At 40.8% G+C, this 15,826-nt stretch carries 11 protein-coding genes and 1 tRNA gene; 6 read left to right on the forward strand and 6 right to left on the reverse strand.

The features are described 5' to 3' along the window. Positions 1-170: 170 nt before the first annotated feature. The 3 genes from QWZ01_RS06905 to kdsA are packed head-to-tail and all read right to left on the reverse strand — an operon-like array spanning position 171 to position 3,296. Positions 171-1,505, reverse strand: coding sequence for a nucleotide sugar dehydrogenase (locus tag QWZ01_RS06905; RefSeq protein ID WP_290322564.1), 1,335 nt, complete (start codon positions 1,503-1,505; stop codon positions 171-173). Between the two features lie 53 nt (positions 1,506-1,558). Then, positions 1,559-2,494 carry a KpsF/GutQ family sugar-phosphate isomerase gene (locus tag QWZ01_RS06910; RefSeq protein WP_290322565.1) on the reverse strand — a complete coding sequence of 312 codons (936 nt, stop codon included), beginning with the start codon at positions 2,492-2,494 and terminating at the stop codon, positions 1,559-1,561. Positions 2,495-2,516: 22 nt separating this feature from the next. Then, positions 2,517-3,296 (reverse strand): 3-deoxy-8-phosphooctulonate synthase, encoded by a 780-nt coding sequence (gene kdsA, locus QWZ01_RS06915; protein ID WP_290322566.1) that lies wholly within the window; start codon positions 3,294-3,296, stop codon positions 2,517-2,519. 142 nt (positions 3,297-3,438) lie between these two features. On the opposite strand from kdsA, the gene hscB reads away from it, so the two are divergent. From hscB to QWZ01_RS06935, 4 genes are all read left to right on the forward strand, one after another. After that, positions 3,439-3,963 (forward strand): Fe-S protein assembly co-chaperone HscB, encoded by a 525-nt coding sequence (gene hscB / locus QWZ01_RS06920; protein WP_290322567.1) that lies wholly within the window; start codon positions 3,439-3,441, stop codon positions 3,961-3,963. A 29-nt stretch (positions 3,964-3,992) separates the two neighbouring features. Beyond that, a tRNA-Leu gene (locus tag QWZ01_RS06925) sits at positions 3,993-4,072 on the forward strand. A 231-nt stretch (positions 4,073-4,303) separates the two neighbouring features. Further along, on the forward strand, positions 4,304-6,790 hold the full coding sequence (locus tag QWZ01_RS06930) for a M1 family metallopeptidase (RefSeq protein ID WP_290322568.1): 2,487 nt from the start codon (positions 4,304-4,306) through the stop codon (positions 6,788-6,790). Positions 6,791-6,967: 177 nt separating this feature from the next. Next, a complete protein-coding gene (locus QWZ01_RS06935) occupies positions 6,968-8,236 on the forward strand; it encodes an Hsp70 family protein (protein WP_290322569.1) in 1,269 nt (422 codons plus the stop codon). Positions 8,237-8,300: 64 nt separating this feature from the next. Here QWZ01_RS06935 and katG read toward each other — a convergent pair whose 3' ends face one another. After that, positions 8,301-10,568 (reverse strand): catalase/peroxidase HPI, encoded by a 2,268-nt coding sequence (katG, locus tag QWZ01_RS06940; protein WP_290322570.1) that lies wholly within the window; start codon positions 10,566-10,568, stop codon positions 8,301-8,303. 271 nt (positions 10,569-10,839) lie between these two features. Between katG and QWZ01_RS06945 the strand changes: the two genes are divergently transcribed. Further along, the gene (locus QWZ01_RS06945) at positions 10,840-11,430 is read left to right on the forward strand and encodes a TetR/AcrR family transcriptional regulator (protein WP_290322571.1); all 591 of its coding nucleotides are present in this window, start codon (positions 10,840-10,842) and stop codon (positions 11,428-11,430) included. A 48-nt stretch (positions 11,431-11,478) separates the two neighbouring features. Further along, complete coding sequence (locus QWZ01_RS06950; protein ID WP_290322572.1) at positions 11,479-12,741, forward strand: MFS transporter; 1,263 nt, start codon at positions 11,479-11,481, stop codon at positions 12,739-12,741. On the opposite strand, the gene QWZ01_RS06955 is transcribed toward QWZ01_RS06950, so the two are convergent. Together QWZ01_RS06955 and QWZ01_RS06960 are read right to left on the reverse strand one after the other, a co-directional pair. Then, positions 12,728-13,387 carry an adenylate/guanylate cyclase domain-containing protein gene (locus tag QWZ01_RS06955; RefSeq protein WP_290322573.1) on the reverse strand — a complete coding sequence of 220 codons (660 nt, stop codon included), beginning with the start codon at positions 13,385-13,387 and terminating at the stop codon, positions 12,728-12,730. The two genes, QWZ01_RS06950 and QWZ01_RS06955, sit on opposite strands and share 14 nt — an antisense overlap. Positions 13,388-13,558: 171 nt before the next feature. Then, complete coding sequence (locus QWZ01_RS06960) at positions 13,559-15,685, reverse strand: hybrid sensor histidine kinase/response regulator (protein ID WP_290322574.1); 2,127 nt, start codon at positions 15,683-15,685, stop codon at positions 13,559-13,561. Positions 15,686-15,826: the final 141 nt, after the last annotated feature.

A 15,826-nucleotide genomic window follows, 5' to 3' on the forward strand; every position in this document is an offset into this window, starting at 1 on the left:
TATAACAATCTGTTAATTGAATGTACATTCAATTGCAAATATATCACGTTATTGTCGGCTAAATTAAAAAAATCATATTAAATCAACTATAAAATAGCCAAATAATTTTCCAATTAAGCAACTTTTCAAGGTCAGATAAACCATTTTATCGACACTTATCTGATATATCGCTACAAGCGTCCGTTTACTAAATCTTTACTTAATATTCCCTTAATATCATAGATAACCGAAGCAGGCTCTTTTTTGAGTTTTTGGTAATTCAATTCAAAAAATTCACGGTGTGCCACAGCTACAATTATTGCATCATAACTTCCGCGCAGGTTGTTTATATCTTTTATAGTATCTACGTTATATTCCTGTTTAACCTCGTTCGGGTCTGCCCAAGGATCAAATATTTCACAATGAGTTTCATAGCCTTTTAAAACATTAACAATATCAACAACCCGGGTGTTACGAACATCCGGACAGTTTTCTTTAAAAGTAAACCCCAGTACCAATATATTGGAGTTTTTGATGGCGATATCATTTTTGATCATGAGCTTTATAACCTCAAGGGCTACATAGGTGCCCATTCCATCATTAAGCCTGCGGCCGGCCAGTATAATTTCCGGGTGATAGCCAACCTCCTGGGCTTTTTGTGCCAGATAATAAGGATCAACCCCTGTGCAATGTCCTCCTACCAATCCGGGTTTAAAATTCAGGAAATTCCATTTAGTACCGGCGGCCTCCAAAACAGCATGGGTATCAATATCCATGATGTTAAATATTTTGGCAAGCTCATTCACAAAGGCAATATTAATGTCGCGCTGCGAGTTTTCGATCACTTTACAAGCTTCGGCTACTTTTATACTTGGTGCTTTGTGGGTACCAGCAGTAACGATAGATTGATAAAGACCGTCAATAAAATCAGCGGCTTCGGGTGTTGAGCCGGATGTTACTTTCAATATATTAGTAAGTGTATGTACCTTATCACCCGGGTTGATGCGTTCGGGCGAATACCCTGCAAAAAATTCAATGTTGTAATTTAGGCCGGATGTCTGCTCCAATATGGGTATACAAACATCTTCTGTTGCACCGGGGTATACGGTTGATTCATAGATCACCACATCACCAGCCTTAAGCACAGACCCTACACTTTTACTGGCTTTAATAAGTAAGCTGAGGTCGGGACGGTTATATTGATCTGTAGGGGTAGGAACGGCCACGATATATACGTTACAAGAAGCAATATCCTTAATTTCGGATGTAAATATTAAGCCTTTGTTAGCCGATTGATCGGTTGTAAGCACTGATAAAAGCGCTTCTGATTCTGTTTCAAGCGTACGATCATTAGCCTTGTTCAGCTCATCAACACGTGATTGTTTAATATCAAAGCCTTTTACCAGAAACTTTTTAGCAAACTCAACCGCTAATGGCAAGCCCACATAACCTAAACCAATTATGGCAATATGATTGCTGGCAGGAGGTGTAAATTTTGTAACAGGCTTATCTGATTGATCAAACATTTTATGGTAATGGTGGATAGATGTAAATATTTAGTAATACGGTTTAACCTGGTTTACTGATTATAAATCTGGTAAACGCCCGTAATGGTTTTGTCACTGGCTGAACCAACAAGCAATGTAGTAATCTTTTTTTCGATCATTAATTGCTCGGCACGGCTTACAAACTCTTCCTCATCAATAATAATAGGGTTGGTAGTCATTATTTCGGCAACTGTAAGGGTTGATGTATCCGGATGTTGTAATAAAGCCCGGCGCAAATCACCATCGGTAACTATTCCCTTAATGTAAGTACTATCCCCTACCATTACCATGCCCAGCCGGCCTGCCGACATATTGAGCAGCAACTCCATGAATGACGCATTTTCATTAATAAAGGGGAGTTTATCCATACGCATAACGTCCTTTACCTTCACTAATAATTTACGGCCCAAACTTCCACCCGGATGAAACCGTGCGAAATCATGCTGCTGAAACCCACGCGACTCCATTAGTGCGATCGCCAGTGCATCGCCCATAACTAAAGCCGCGGTTGTTGATGATGTAGGCGCAAGTTCAAGTGGACAAGCCTCCCTCGAAATTTTGATATTAAGGTGATGGTGGCTGTTTTTAGCAACCGTAGAATTCGGATTACCGGTAACACCAATAACCAGGTTCTTATTCCATGTTAGGAAAGGTATAATGCGGAGCAACTCATCAGTTTCGCCTGAATAAGATATCAGCATTACAATATCATTAGCACTCAGCATCCCCAGGTCGCCATGAAATGCTTCACCCGGATGCAAAAAAAAGCTTGGAGTACCTGTACTGGCCAACGTAGCAGCTATTTTTTTTCCGATAAGACCCGATTTACCTATCCCCGTTACCACCAGTTTGCCACTGGAGCTCAATATCGCGTTAACTACCCTGGTAAATTCGTCGTCAATTAAAGCCGCCACGTGCTGCAGCGACTCAATTTCAATATCAAAAACCTTTTTAGCTATATCTTTCATAAGTTATTATACAGCAATGCATTTACTGCATAATGAGTGAGGATAATATTTTATCCAAGTCCTGTAACTTGATCATGTTAGGGCCATCACTTAAAGCATTATCCGGATCAGGATGTGTTTCCATAAAATAACCATCGGCACCAAAGCCTTTTGCCGCCAGCGCCATCATTGGTACAAAGGTACGATCACCCCCGGTTTTACCTCCAGCACCGCCTGGCCGTTGTACCGAATGTGTACAATCCATACAAACGGGATGGCCAAAAGCTTTCATATCGTAAATATTCCTGAAATCAACAACCAGGTTATTGTAACCATACATATTGCCTCGCTCTGTTAGTATGATTTGCGTATTGCCCGCTTCAATTACTTTTTGAGCAGGGTAAAACATATCATGCCCCGAAAGAAACTGAGCCTTTTTTATATTTACTATTTTGCCGGTTTGGGCCGCAGCGACCAACAAGTCTGTTTGGCGGCATAAAAATGCCGGAATCTGCAACACGTCAACTACTTCGGCTGCAATGGCCGCTTGTGCAGGCTCGTGAATATCAGTTAATACAGGCAAGCCAAAACGTTCCTTAACGTTTTGCAGCATTTCCATGCCTTTTTCAATGCCCGGGCCGCGGTAAGAGTGAATGGAAGTGCGGTTGGCTTTATCAAATGACGATTTAAAGATAACCGGCACATTGTATTTCTGCCCGGCTTCGGCAACCTTTTCGGCTACCTGGTATAAAAGCTCCTGGTTCTCCATAACACAGGGGCCCAGTATAAAGAATGGCTTTTGCCGTATTTGTTCAAACAACATAGTGTATTGTGGTATATTGGCAAAGATAATGATAACCACGAATTACACGAATTGGAAATTTGATGGTACCAATTAATGTTATTGTACCATCAAATTTCACGGTCGCACTTAAATTGGTACTCCATCTGCTTACCTTTGTATTATGAACTATTTTGAATTTTATGGCATTCATGAATCTTTTAATGCAGACCAGGTTGCACTGAAAAAGAAGTTTTATGAACTGAGCAAACTATATCACCCCGATTTTTATGCCGGCGAAGATGAGGCAAAACAACAGGAGATACTGGAACTATCAACGCTTAATAATAAGGCTTACCAGATACTTTCTGACCCAACACGCCGTATGGAGTACATTTTAAGACTCCATAATCTGGTATCTGAGGGGGCAAAACCACAACTTCCGTCAGATTTTTTAATGGAAATGATGGATATTAATGAAAGGCTGATGGAAGTAGAAGATGCAGAGCAATTGGCGGGGGTAACTGCAGAAGTACTTGCTATTGAGGGGGATATTGTTGATAAGTTTGCAGAGCTAACCAAAGATTATGACCGATTAGACCATACCGCGCAGGAAAGCAGGTTAAATAAAATTGCAGAAATTTACTTTAGACAAAAATATCTGTTGCGAATTAAAGAGAGTTTAGATACATTTGCAGCCCGCTTGTGAGAGATTAATCATCAATCACAGCATAGCAAGCCCAGCTGGCGGAATTGGTAGACGCGCTGGTCTCAAACACCTGTGGGAAACCGTGCCGGTTCGACTCCGGCGCTGGGTACAAAGCCTTCCTGAGAAATTAGGAGGGCTTTGTTGTTTTAAATCTCCGGTCCCTTCTTCCGCAAAATCAATTCATCAAAATCGCTTAATCAGTTAAGGTTCCTCAAACCCTTCTTCCCTCTAACTCTATTTGATAAATCGATATAGTAACTTTTTTACGATAAAAATCAATTTATAATTAAAATACCAATAAACATTTACATATTCGCTATTAATAATTACCAACTTAATAATGAAACAACACTACTTACGCTTTCTTATTCCTCTAATTATCCCCGCTACTTTATCTACAGCTTACGCTCAGTTACCTACAAGCCCTAAAGATGGCAAAGGTTACCGCGAAACACAGGTAAAAATAAATGACCTTATTGATACCAAACTCGATGTAAGATTTGATTATCAAAAATCTTATATGTATGGCAAAGAATGGGTTACCCTAAAACCACATTTCTATACCACAGACTCGCTCAGGCTGGATGCCAAAGGGATGGATATTCATCAGATAGCTATTGTAAAAGCAGGCAAGCTTCAGCCACTTAAATATACCTATCAGGATAGCCTATCAATTAACATTAAGCTTGATAAAAAATATGCAGGCGGTGAGCAGTACATAGTTTTTATTGATTACACCTCCAAACCCAACCTGCTGCATGATAAACCAGGCTTTAAGTTAGATGGTAAAGGCTTATATTTTGTAAACCCTAAAGGCGCCGAGGCTGATAAGCCAACCCAGATCTGGACCCAGGGTGAGGCTGAAAGCTCATCTTGCTGGTTCCCTACCATTGACAATCCCGGGCAAAAGACTACTCAGCAATTGAGTATGACAGTGCCGGCAAAATACACCACCTTATCAAACGGTCTGTTGATAAGCCAGAAAACCAATGCCGATGGTACCCGCACCGATACCTGGAAGCAAAAGTTACCTCACTCCCCTTATCTGTTCATGATGGCTATCGGCGATTTTAAAATATTCAAAGATAAATGGCGTGATAAAGAGGTTAACTACTATCTGGAACCCAAATACTTCCCTTACGCCAAAGCGGTGTTCGGTCAAACTCCCGAGATGATGGAGTTTTTCTCTAAAGCATTAGGTGTAGATTTTCCATGGGAAAAATACTCGCAAGTAGTTGTACGCGATTATCCGCTTGGCGCAATGGAAAACTCTTCAGCTACTTTACTGGGCGATTACGTTCAAAAAAGCCCTTGGGAACTGGTTGATGATCCAAACGGTACAGGTGGCACTACCATTGCACATGAACTTTTCCATCAGTGGTTTGGTGATCTTGCAACCTGCGAAAGCTGGAGTAACGAAACCCTGAACGAATCATTCGCGGTATTTGGTGAAAAATACTGGAACGAGAAGAAATATGGCAAGGATGATGGCGATGCCAAGCGTTATGATGAGTTACAAGCTTATCTCAACAATAAAACAGCCGCTAACCAAAACCTGGTTCCTTTCTATTATTCCGATAGCGAAGGTATCAATGGCTCAAATATCTATGACAAAGGAGGCCTGGTGCTAACTATGTTGCGTAATTATCTTGGCGATGAAGCATTTTTTAAGGGATTAGGTGTTTATCTTAAAGCCCGTTCATTCAAAAGTGCAGAGGTCCAGGACCTGCGTTTAGCTATGGAAGAAGTATCAGGCAAAGACCTTAACTGGTTCTTTAATCAATGGTATTATGGGGCTGGTCACCCAATTCTGGATATCACCTACAACTGGGATGAAGCCACAAAAACCGAAAAAGTATTTATCAGTCAAAATCAACAAGGCCAGGTGTTTTTATTACCGATTGCTGTTGATGTATATACTGGCGAAAAGAAAGAAAGACACCAGGTTTGGTTAAGCCACGTTAAAGACACCCTGAGCTTTAATGTAGCCACCAAGCCGGATCTGGTAAATGTAGATGCAGAAAAAATCCTGTTAACCCAAAAAACAGATCATAAAACCCTGACCGAACTGGCATTTCAATACCAACATGCATCGCTCTATATGGATAGGTTTGAAGCTTTCTTAGCAGCTGCCGAGCAACAAAACACAACAGAAGGTAAACAAATATTAACCGCAGTATTAAAAGACAAATACTACGGATTACGTGTTAAAGCTTTAAAGGCAATCAAAACAGATGATCAAGCTTTCATGGCATCGATACTGTCTGTTGTAGCCGATCTTGCTAAAAATGACCCTAACTATCCGGTTCGGGCGGCTGCAATAAGCCTGCTTGCTAAAACAAGTTTACCTGCGTATAAAGATCTTTATAGCTCTTCTCTACAAAGCCCGTCATTCGGCGTGCGTGCCGCGGCCTTAACAGCTCTCAATAGCATAGCGCCAGAACAAGCTTTTAAAACCGCTAAAGAACTACAGCCACAGGCTGAAGGGCCGGTTTCCTTAGCCATTGTTAGTGTATACGCAACCAATGGTGCCGATGCCGAATGGCCTTATGTTATAGCAGCATTTAAAAAAGCATCCGTGCAGGCCAAAATAGATAACGCTATTAAATCAATGCCTAAAATTATTGGCCGGATGAATAACCGCGCTAACGTATCGGAAGGGATCAATAGCATTCGTGATCTGGCTGTCAGCTATAAAAAATATGGTGTTGCTCCAAAACTGATTGCCTCACTTGAGCAAATCAGCAAACAACGTAAAAGCATGAACGATGATGAATCAGCCAGGGTTGCCGATGATGCTGTTAAGCAAATAAATGATACAAAATAATAAATAAGACGGATGATATCGTCCATTCACCTTACTAAAACTCAGTTAATGTTGAGTTTTAGTAAGGTTTTTTTATGTACCAAAACAATCATTCACATCTGCGAAAATAGCTTCTTATAAAAGCCATTTTTTTAATAATTTCGCCGCTCTTCAAATTTTCACTGTTTTACTTCCCTTATGAGTAATTTTTTATACGGAATTGATTTTGGAACAACCAACTCGGCCCTCGCTATTTATAATGAGGATACCAAAGAGATACATAGCACTATTATTCTCCCTTCACTAATTTATTTCTATAGCCAGCTGGGGCCGGGCAGCACCCCTAATTACGTGGTGGGCGAAGAAGCGATCACCGCTTACCTTGGTGATGATATGAAAGGTCGCTTTATCAAATCTGTTAAACAAATATTATCCAGAAGCAGTTTCTCGGAAACTCGTATCCAAAATAGAAGATACACCGCTTCTGATCTTGTGGCTCTTATCTTAAAAGAGTTAAAAACTCGTGCAGATGAATTAATTGGGCAGGATTGTAAAAAAGCAATACTTGGAAGGCCCGTTTTTTTTGATGATGACGATACCAAAAAAGACACCCTGGCACAAACCCGGTTGCATAAAGCAGCAGAAATAGCCGGCTTTACAAATATCCGTTTCCAATTTGAACCTATTGGTGCAGCGTTTGCCTATGAAAAAAACCTTTTGAAAAAAGAAAATGTGTTAGTAGCCGACCTCGGCGGAGGTACCACAGATTTTACTTATTTGGTACTTGATCCATCAAAAGTTGGAAGCAAAGACCGGAAGAACGATATGATAGCCAATGGGGGCATCTATATAGGTGGAGATAGTTTTGATTCGGCTTTTATGTGGGATAAAGGAACTCCCTACTTTGGTAAGAATACCCAGTATGAGGCTACCCCCGGTAAAGTACTAACTGTGCCTAAATCACTATTTGCAAACATTTGTTCATGGGAGCAAATGAATTTCTTTAATGGCTTGCGCATTAAAAAGGACATTGAAGATTACTATTATTTTTCGGGAAATGATCCGCAGTTTAAAAACCTGATCACACTTATTGAGAACAATTTGGGTTATTCGGTATTTCAATCTATCGAGAAAACAAAAATTACGCTTACAAGTGCCAACATAGCAAAGTTTAGCTATGATCAAATGGATATAAAAATTGATGAGGAAATATCCCTGTCAAATTACGAACAGGTTATTGCAAAAGATGTTGATCGTATCGCTAACTACCTTGATCAGTTTATGTCGCAAAACAATATCGATCCCGCAGGTATAGACAGCCTGTTTTTAACAGGCGGTACCTCAATGGTTGGCAGTATTCAAAAACTATTTAAAAACAGGTTTCCGCATGTTAAGCTTAATTCGGGCGATAACTTTAAAAGTGTGGCCAATGGTTTAGCCTACAGTGGCTACTTGTTTGAAAATTAATTGATGCGATATAAAAAAAGGATACCGTATTGGGTATCCTTTTTTTGTTTTACCTGCCTGGTTACTAAAACCTATCCAGATTCATTACTTTATTCCAGGCTTTTGCAAAGTCTGTAACAAACTTTTGTTGTCCGTCAACACTTCCGTACACTTCTGCTATTGCCCTTAGTTCGGCGTTTGAGCCTAATACCAGGTCTGCACGGGTGGCTGTCCATTTTACTTCGCCGGTAGCGCGGTTGCTCCCTTCATAAAGTTCCTGGTCACCGGATACAGCCTTCCAGGCGGTACCCATATCCAGCAGATTTACAAAGAAATCATTGGTAAGTACTCCTGGGCGTGTGGTGAAAACACCATATTTAGACCCATCATAATTGGTATTTAACACACGCAGTCCGCCCAATAATACTGTTAATTCAGGTGCTGCAAGTGTAAGCAAATGCGCTTTATCTACCAGTAAAGCCTCGGTTGACACCGGAGTTTTTGAATTACGATAATTACGGAAACCATCGGCAAGCGGCTTCAGATAGCCAAATGATTCTACATCGGTTTGGTTTTGCGAAGCATCCATGCGGCCTGGCGTAAAAGGAATTGCAATGCTTTGGCCCCCATCTTTAGCTGCTTGTTCAACCGCAGCGTTTCCAGCAAGGACGATCAGATCGGCCAGTGAAACCTTGGTACCATCACCACGTGATGAGTCGAAACCTTTTTGAATACCACTAAGTACGTCAAGCACTTTTTGCAATTGCGCCGGGTTGTTCACCTCCCAGTCTTTTTGCGGAGCAAGACGGATACGTGCACCATTGGCCCCTCCTCTTTTATCAGAGCCGCGGAAAGTGGAAGCCGAAGCCCAGGCGGTTGAAACCAACTCAGATACACCTAACCCGGATGCTAAAATTTTTGATTTTAAATCTGCAGCATCGGTATCAGTTATTAAAGGATGGAAAACCGGAGGTATAGGGTCTTGCCAAAGCAGTTCTTCCTGTGGTATCTCGGGGCCCAGATAACGTTCGCGAGGCCCCATATCGCGGTGCGTTAATTTAAACCATGCACGCGCAAATACATCTGCAAACACATCTGGATTTTCTAAAAAACGTCTTGATATTTTTTCATAGGCCGGATCAACTCTCAAAGCCAAATCGGTGGTAAGCATAGTCGGCAGGTGCTTTTTTGAGCTATCATATGCATCCGGAATAATAGCTTCCGCATTTTTAGCCACCCATTGGTGCGCGCCCGCAGGACTTTTGGTAAGTTCCCATTCATAGGCGAAAAGGTTTTCAAAAAAGTTATTGCTCCATTGTGTTGGTGTAGTAGTCCATGTTACCTCCAGGCCGCTGGTGATGGTATCTGCGCCTTTGCCTGAGCCATATTGGTTGTTCCAGCCAAAGCCCTGTAATTCAATACCCGCAGCTTCTGGCTCTTTACCTACATTATCAGCGGGTGCAGCGCCATGAGTTTTGCCAAAGGTATGTCCACCGGCTATTAATGCAACGGTTTCTTCGTCGTTCATAGCCATACGCCCAAAGGTATCGCGGATGTCCTTTGCAGAAGCTAAAGGATCAGGGTTCCCATCCGGTCCTTCGGGGTTTACGTAAATAAGCCCCATTTGCACCGCGGCAAGTGGTTTTTCGAGATTGCGGGAGTGAATATCACCATCGGCGTCATCGTCTGAAACCAATACACCATGATTCTCTACTACCCCATGTGAACCATGGGCATAACGCAAATCACCGCCAAGCCAGGTAGTTTCTGCTCCCCAATAAACAGATTCATCAGCTTCCCAGGCATCTTCACGGCCGCCGGCAAACCCGAAGGTTTTAAACCCCATGGACTCCAGCGCAACATTGCCGGTAAGTATGATCAGATCTGCCCAGGAGATTTTGTTGCCATATTTTTGTTTAATGGGCCAAAGCAGCCTGCGGGCTTTATCAAGGCTAACATTATCGGGCCAGCTGTTGAGTGGTGCAAAGCGCTGCAAACCTGCGCCTGCGCCTCCCCGCCCATCACCAACGCGATAGGTACCTGCACTGTGCCAGGCCATACGGATAAACAAACCACCGTAGTGCCCAAAATCTGCCGGCCACCAATCCTGCGAATCAGTCATTAGCGCGTTGAGATCTTTCTTCACAGCAGCAAGGTCAAGGCTGTTAAAGGCTTCGGCATAGTTAAAATCTTCAGCCATCGGGTTTGATAAAGAAGAGTGCTGGCGCAAAATATTCAATTTTAGGTGATTGGGCCACCAATCATGGTTACGGGTGCCGCCACCGCCAACATTATGCTTCATACTGCCGTTATGAAACGGACATTTACTGATGTCATTTGATTCTTTTTCCATAGTTGTGTTTCTAAGTTTAAAAATTGAATAGTGGCTTGCACCTGAACGTACAGTGACATAAAATTAATGAAACTACTTATTTATTTCAGCATGAAATACTTAACAACTGTTAACCCGAATAGTTGGCTAAAAACTGTCATTATAATCTTGAAATATAGGAGATTTATTTATCCTGTTATCTGGGCTATCTCTTGAGCTATTTTATAAAATTCGACAAAAAATAATATTTTGTCGAAAAATTAACTTTACTTTTGTTTAAGGTAAATACATTATGGCAATTCAGGACGATATTATTCATCAGGAGATTTTACAATCTGCTTTACGCCTCTACCGTAAATGGGGGCCTACAAAGGTTACTATGGATAATGTGGCGAAGGCTACTGGCCGAAGCAGGAGTTCGCTCTATTATTATTTTAAAAACCGAGACGAAATTTTTCAGGCCGTACTTGACCGTATAGCCGAAGACGTAGCCAACGAGATTCGCACCGCTGTAAGTATGGCTGTAGACCTGAACAACAAGATATATGCCTTTTGTGTATCCAAAATCAAGACTTCCCAAGAATGGAAACCGGTATTTAGTGCAATTGATCAACTTATGAATGCCGACGAAAAATCAAAACATATTAAATTCCTGGATGCGCTTCATCAGAAACTTATGTACCTGGAAAGAGGTATATTAACAGAAGCGCTTTCGGCTGATGGCCGAAGCCATACTCCTGCTGAACTGGATATGCTGGCCTTTATCATTTCAAGCACTGTACGCGGTATCAGGCGTGAGGTTTTTGATCATAACGATCCTCATGATGCTAAAGCTGCCGCAACTTTGTTAAGCGATATAGTTACTAAATGGCTCCAAGGTTAATTTTTTTGCACAATTTTCGACAGTAATTAAAATTTTGTCAGTTTTTAAATGAAAAATATAAGTCAACTAAATTTATTCAGGGCATTGGCAAGCCGCAACTACACATTGTACTTTATTGGCAGGGCTGTATCGCAATTTGGTACCTGGATGCAGCGAACCGCAGTGGTATGGGTGGTTTATTCTATGACGCACTCGGCATTATTACTTGGCATAACTATTTTTGCCGAGCAATTTCCGTCGTTTATATTCTCCATTCCGGGAGGTGTCGCTGCCGACCGGTACAACCGATATACTGTGATTAAAATCACCCAGATAACTTCCATGATTCAGGCTGTGTTGCTGGCTATACTGGTTATAACCGGGCATATGGCAGTATGGGCAATTCTCTTACTTAGCGTTATCCTGGGCATCATTAATGCGTTTGATGTACCTGCACGTCAGGCCTTGATCAATGACGTAGTTGCCAGCCCTGCTGATTTACCCAATGCACTCTCCCTTTCAACTGCAACAGCCAGTCTTGCCCAGTTATTAGGTCCGGCATTGTCTGGTATTGTACTAAGTGCATTTGGTGCAGGCGTATGTTTTTTGCTGAACGCTGCAAGTTTTGGCGCAGTAATTATATCGTTGCTGCTCATGAAGCTGCCCGCTTATCTGCCCAAAAAAACCAATAAAAAAGTAATAACAGATTTTGCCGAAGGTTTCGCTTATATTAAAAACACCCCGCGTATTGGGCTCATAGTAATTATGCTTGCTATAGTCAGTTTACTTGTGTTGCCTTTTAACACGGTATTACCTGTATTTGCCAAAGTTGTTTTTAAGGGCGACGCATCTACCTTTGGATATATCAATAGTTTTGTAGGTGTTGGCGCAGTGATCGGTACTATTTTCCTTGCTTCGCGTAAGCCAGGATCGCATTTAAAACAGATATTGTTTTTCAGTACTGTACTTATGGGTATTGGGTTGATCTGTTTTTCTCAGTTCAAGAACTTTCCTGCTGCCATGTTTTTTGCGGCGGTGGCTGGTTACGGTTCGGTAGCACAGTTTACTATCAGTAATATTATAGTGCAATCAGATGCTGCGCCTGAAATGCGAGGTCGGACTATTGGGGTATTACTAATGGCTATATTTGGAATGATGCCGCTTGGTAGTGTGATTATTGGTGCCGCGACGGAACACATAGGCGCTCCCACAACTGTACTGATACAGGGTATTTTAGCGGTGATAATAGCTTTACTGTTTGCTAAGTTTTTGACGGGGTCGGCAAAAAAGGCTATCCCAGAAAATAAGGTGGCTGATATTATCCTGAAATAGCCAGTAAATAATCCAGATTTTGAGTTGCGCCATAAGATTTTCCGGCTAAACGAATCTGCTGTTCTTGTTTTATACCTTGTAATTGTACAGTTTGGTACCCGGCAGTAGCAGGGGTATCGGCCAATAACTGGTAAGCATCTTCAGAAATGATCAGGTCGTTGTCCAATTCCCTTGTTTTTGCCTGTAGCCTTGATGCAATATTAACCGGAAGCCCCATGACTGATAATTGAGGTGTACTATCTAAACCAAACTCTCCAACAAAAACCTTCCCGGCATGCAGGCCCACGCCTATTTCCAATGGGCCGCCATAAAAGGGTTCGGCATAAGCCTCGTTAAAGAGGTTAACTGTTTGAAACATTACCTTAGTGGCCTGATAGGCATTGTTAACAGATGCCTTTATTTCGGTTTGCAGGCCAAAAACTATATATAAGCTATCACCTGCGATTTCTACTACCCTACCCTCGAATTTTTTAACTATCTGCCCAAAAGCAGTAAATAAACGGCGAACAACCTGTATCACGGTTTGGCCTGATTGTGATTCCATTAAACCGGTAAAATTCCGAATATCCAAGAATAATATAGCGAGTTCCTGTTCCTTATCTGGTGCAGGAAGCGTTTGATTCTGTAAAAAGTAATTGTTTTCCATAGTTGTAAAGACGATTAGCCATTAAAAACATTTTAACAAATGTAAACGGATGACTAAACTATGGCAAAGCAAAACAGGCGAACAGCCCTGGCTTGTCGGTAAACAGGGGTTCAGGGGCGGTAAAGCAAATTAATTAAACAATTTATAGCAGACTAGGATAAACGCCTGAAATTACTGAAAAATCTCATTTAACTGATTGATCACTTCCAGTTCAGTAAAAGGTTTATGTATGATACCGGCAAATCCGTTTGTTGAAATTTTTTCGCTATTCATTCCATCTGGGTTTCCGCTCATCATAATCACAGGTATTTGATTTAAAGGAACAGGTAATTTTTTAATTAAATTCAGCAATTCATGCCCATCAACTTCGGGCATGGCAATGTCGGTTAAAACGATCCGAATCTCGTTTTTGGTTATAATATCAAAGGCCTCCTTGCCATTTTCGGCCTGAAAAAAGATCATCCCCCACTTTTGGGTCATCTTTCTTAAAAACATTAAGTTTACTTCATTATCATCAACTGCCAGAACACTTATACCGTGGAGTGAGGTTTGAGGTGCGTTTAAGGTTTGCTGGGTGGAGCCAACATGGTTTCCGGGCTGATATGGAATAGAAAAACTAAATGTGGTACCCTGGCCTGAATTACTTTTAACCTGTATACTACCACCTTGTTTATCAATCAACTGCTTACAAATGTATAAGCCAAGCCCGGTACCTACCTTACCTTTAGATGAATTAGTTTGGTAATATTTAGAAAAAAGCCTGGATTGCTGGTCAACAGTTATACCCGCCCCAGAGTCAATAATATCTATAAGCAATTTATTTCCGTCACCTATTAGCTCGGCATTTACGATAACCTCGCCTTTATCTGTATATTTTATGGCATTACTTAAAAGGTTAACCATGATCTGTTCAAGCCTGAAGCTATCACCCCTTAAAACAACCTCATTATCTCCTTTAAAATTGTATTTCATGGTGAGGCCTTTTTTTATGGCGCTAAATTCCATGCTTTCCATAACCGACTTTAATGTTACGTCAGGGTTAAAAGGTTCACTATTGATTTTAAAGTCGCTGTTTTCCATTTTTGCGGCATCCAGTGTATCATTCAGGGTGCGCAATAACATTTCGGATGATATTTTTATAGAGGCCAGCATATCAACCTGCTTTTGCGATAAATTAGATTTGCCAAATATGTAAAGCAGACCATTAATGGAGGTGAGCGGGTTACGCACCTCATGACTCATATGCAGTAAAAGATCCATTTTTTGCTGCGCTATCATCACCGAACGATCATTCTCCGCCCTCAGGAATAGCTCTGATTGGTTAAGCTGAAGAATGAATACGATCAATAGCACAGCAAATATAAACAACAGGAACAAAGCCGTGAGGTATAGTTTATTCAGCAACGCTGTTGTATCCTCATAGTTTTTAAAGGATATCGCTTTAAACTCATTGGCAAGATTATAATTGATCTCTTTTACCTCATTAACAATAAGTTCTAGCTCATTATTAATATGATTATTCAAGGAGATCAGCTGTCTTTGCATTTGCAGCAACTTTAAATTTCGGTTTTGCAACTGCTTGATTCTGTTGGTATATGTTTTCTTTTCCAGCGCAGCATTTTTTCGCAATGTGGAGTCAAGAATACGAGCATCGTTATTATGTCTGATCTCAATTATTTCGCTGGCTGTATTTTTACTGGTTTTGTTGGCAATGGCATCCTTTATCCGACCAAAAAAGCCCTTTTTGGGCACTGTTGTCCTCTTGCGTACTGTATCGGCTGTGCTGTTGATGCTTTTGCTGATAACATGAAAATTAGCATTAACCTGCGGAAGATTTCTGCCTGTTTCTTCATTAAAATCTGCATAGGCATTTAAAAGTGAATCAAAATTATGTTTAAGCGGATATAACCTGTTTGATAATTGAAGCTTATTATTATACCATACCTTTATCTTTTTGCGCTGATCTGACGTTAATGATGTAGTATTATCCTTAGCCTTCAGCAGCGAATCAATCTTAGCAAATGCTAGTGAAAGTCTTTTTTTATAATCACTGCTTTTACTGCTGTTATTATTTAATAAAGCCTCCTGAAAATCATCCTCGGCCTGGCGTAGTATGAGTAATACCTCACCTGGTTTTGATTGATCCTCCCCAGCCTGATTAGCCAGTGCAGAAATGTTTTCTAATTTATGAGTAATGTTATTCCTTACAAAGAAGGCGGCTATAGAAAGCAATATGGTGAACGATAGAAAGACCAGAAGTATTTTCCTGGCAATGATTCCGGTATATATAGCTTTCATTTAAAAGGTCTGGTTCATCTAATAAATTAACAAAGAGCAATATTAAAAATTAGAATCATATTAAAGAATATATTTAACTATAAAACCTTTAAATTACACATTGTATTAAATAATAAAATATTAATTAAATAAAAATAAATT

Origin of the sequence: Mucilaginibacter aquaedulcis (genome assembly GCF_030409325.1) — a bacterium.
Classification (GTDB): Bacteria; Bacteroidota; Bacteroidia; order Sphingobacteriales; family Sphingobacteriaceae; genus Mucilaginibacter; species Mucilaginibacter aquaedulcis.

What these genes read in the sequence shown, in the direction of transcription:
- QWZ01_RS06905 (WP_290322564.1), bottom strand. Translation starts at nt 1,505, where the DNA reads ATGTTTGATCAATCAGATAAGCCTGTTACAAAATTTACACCTCCTGCC.
- QWZ01_RS06910 (WP_290322565.1), bottom strand. Translation starts at nt 2,494, where the DNA reads ATGAAAGATATAGCTAAAAAGGTTTTTGATATTGAAATTGAGTCGCTG.
- kdsA (WP_290322566.1), bottom strand. Translation starts at nt 3,296, where the DNA reads ATGTTGTTTGAACAAATACGGCAAAAGCCATTCTTTATACTGGGCCCC.
- hscB (WP_290322567.1), top strand. Translation starts at nt 3,439, where the DNA reads ATGAACTATTTTGAATTTTATGGCATTCATGAATCTTTTAATGCAGAC.
- QWZ01_RS06930 (WP_290322568.1), top strand. Translation starts at nt 4,304, where the DNA reads ATGAAACAACACTACTTACGCTTTCTTATTCCTCTAATTATCCCCGCT.
- QWZ01_RS06935 (WP_290322569.1), top strand. Translation starts at nt 6,968, where the DNA reads ATGAGTAATTTTTTATACGGAATTGATTTTGGAACAACCAACTCGGCC.
- katG (WP_290322570.1), bottom strand. Translation starts at nt 10,568, where the DNA reads ATGGAAAAAGAATCAAATGACATCAGTAAATGTCCGTTTCATAACGGC.
- QWZ01_RS06945 (WP_290322571.1), top strand. Translation starts at nt 10,840, where the DNA reads ATGGCAATTCAGGACGATATTATTCATCAGGAGATTTTACAATCTGCT.
- QWZ01_RS06950 (WP_290322572.1), top strand. Translation starts at nt 11,479, where the DNA reads ATGAAAAATATAAGTCAACTAAATTTATTCAGGGCATTGGCAAGCCGC.
- QWZ01_RS06955 (WP_290322573.1), bottom strand. Translation starts at nt 13,387, where the DNA reads ATGGAAAACAATTACTTTTTACAGAATCAAACGCTTCCTGCACCAGAT.
- QWZ01_RS06960 (WP_290322574.1), bottom strand. Translation starts at nt 15,685, where the DNA reads ATGAAAGCTATATATACCGGAATCATTGCCAGGAAAATACTTCTGGTC.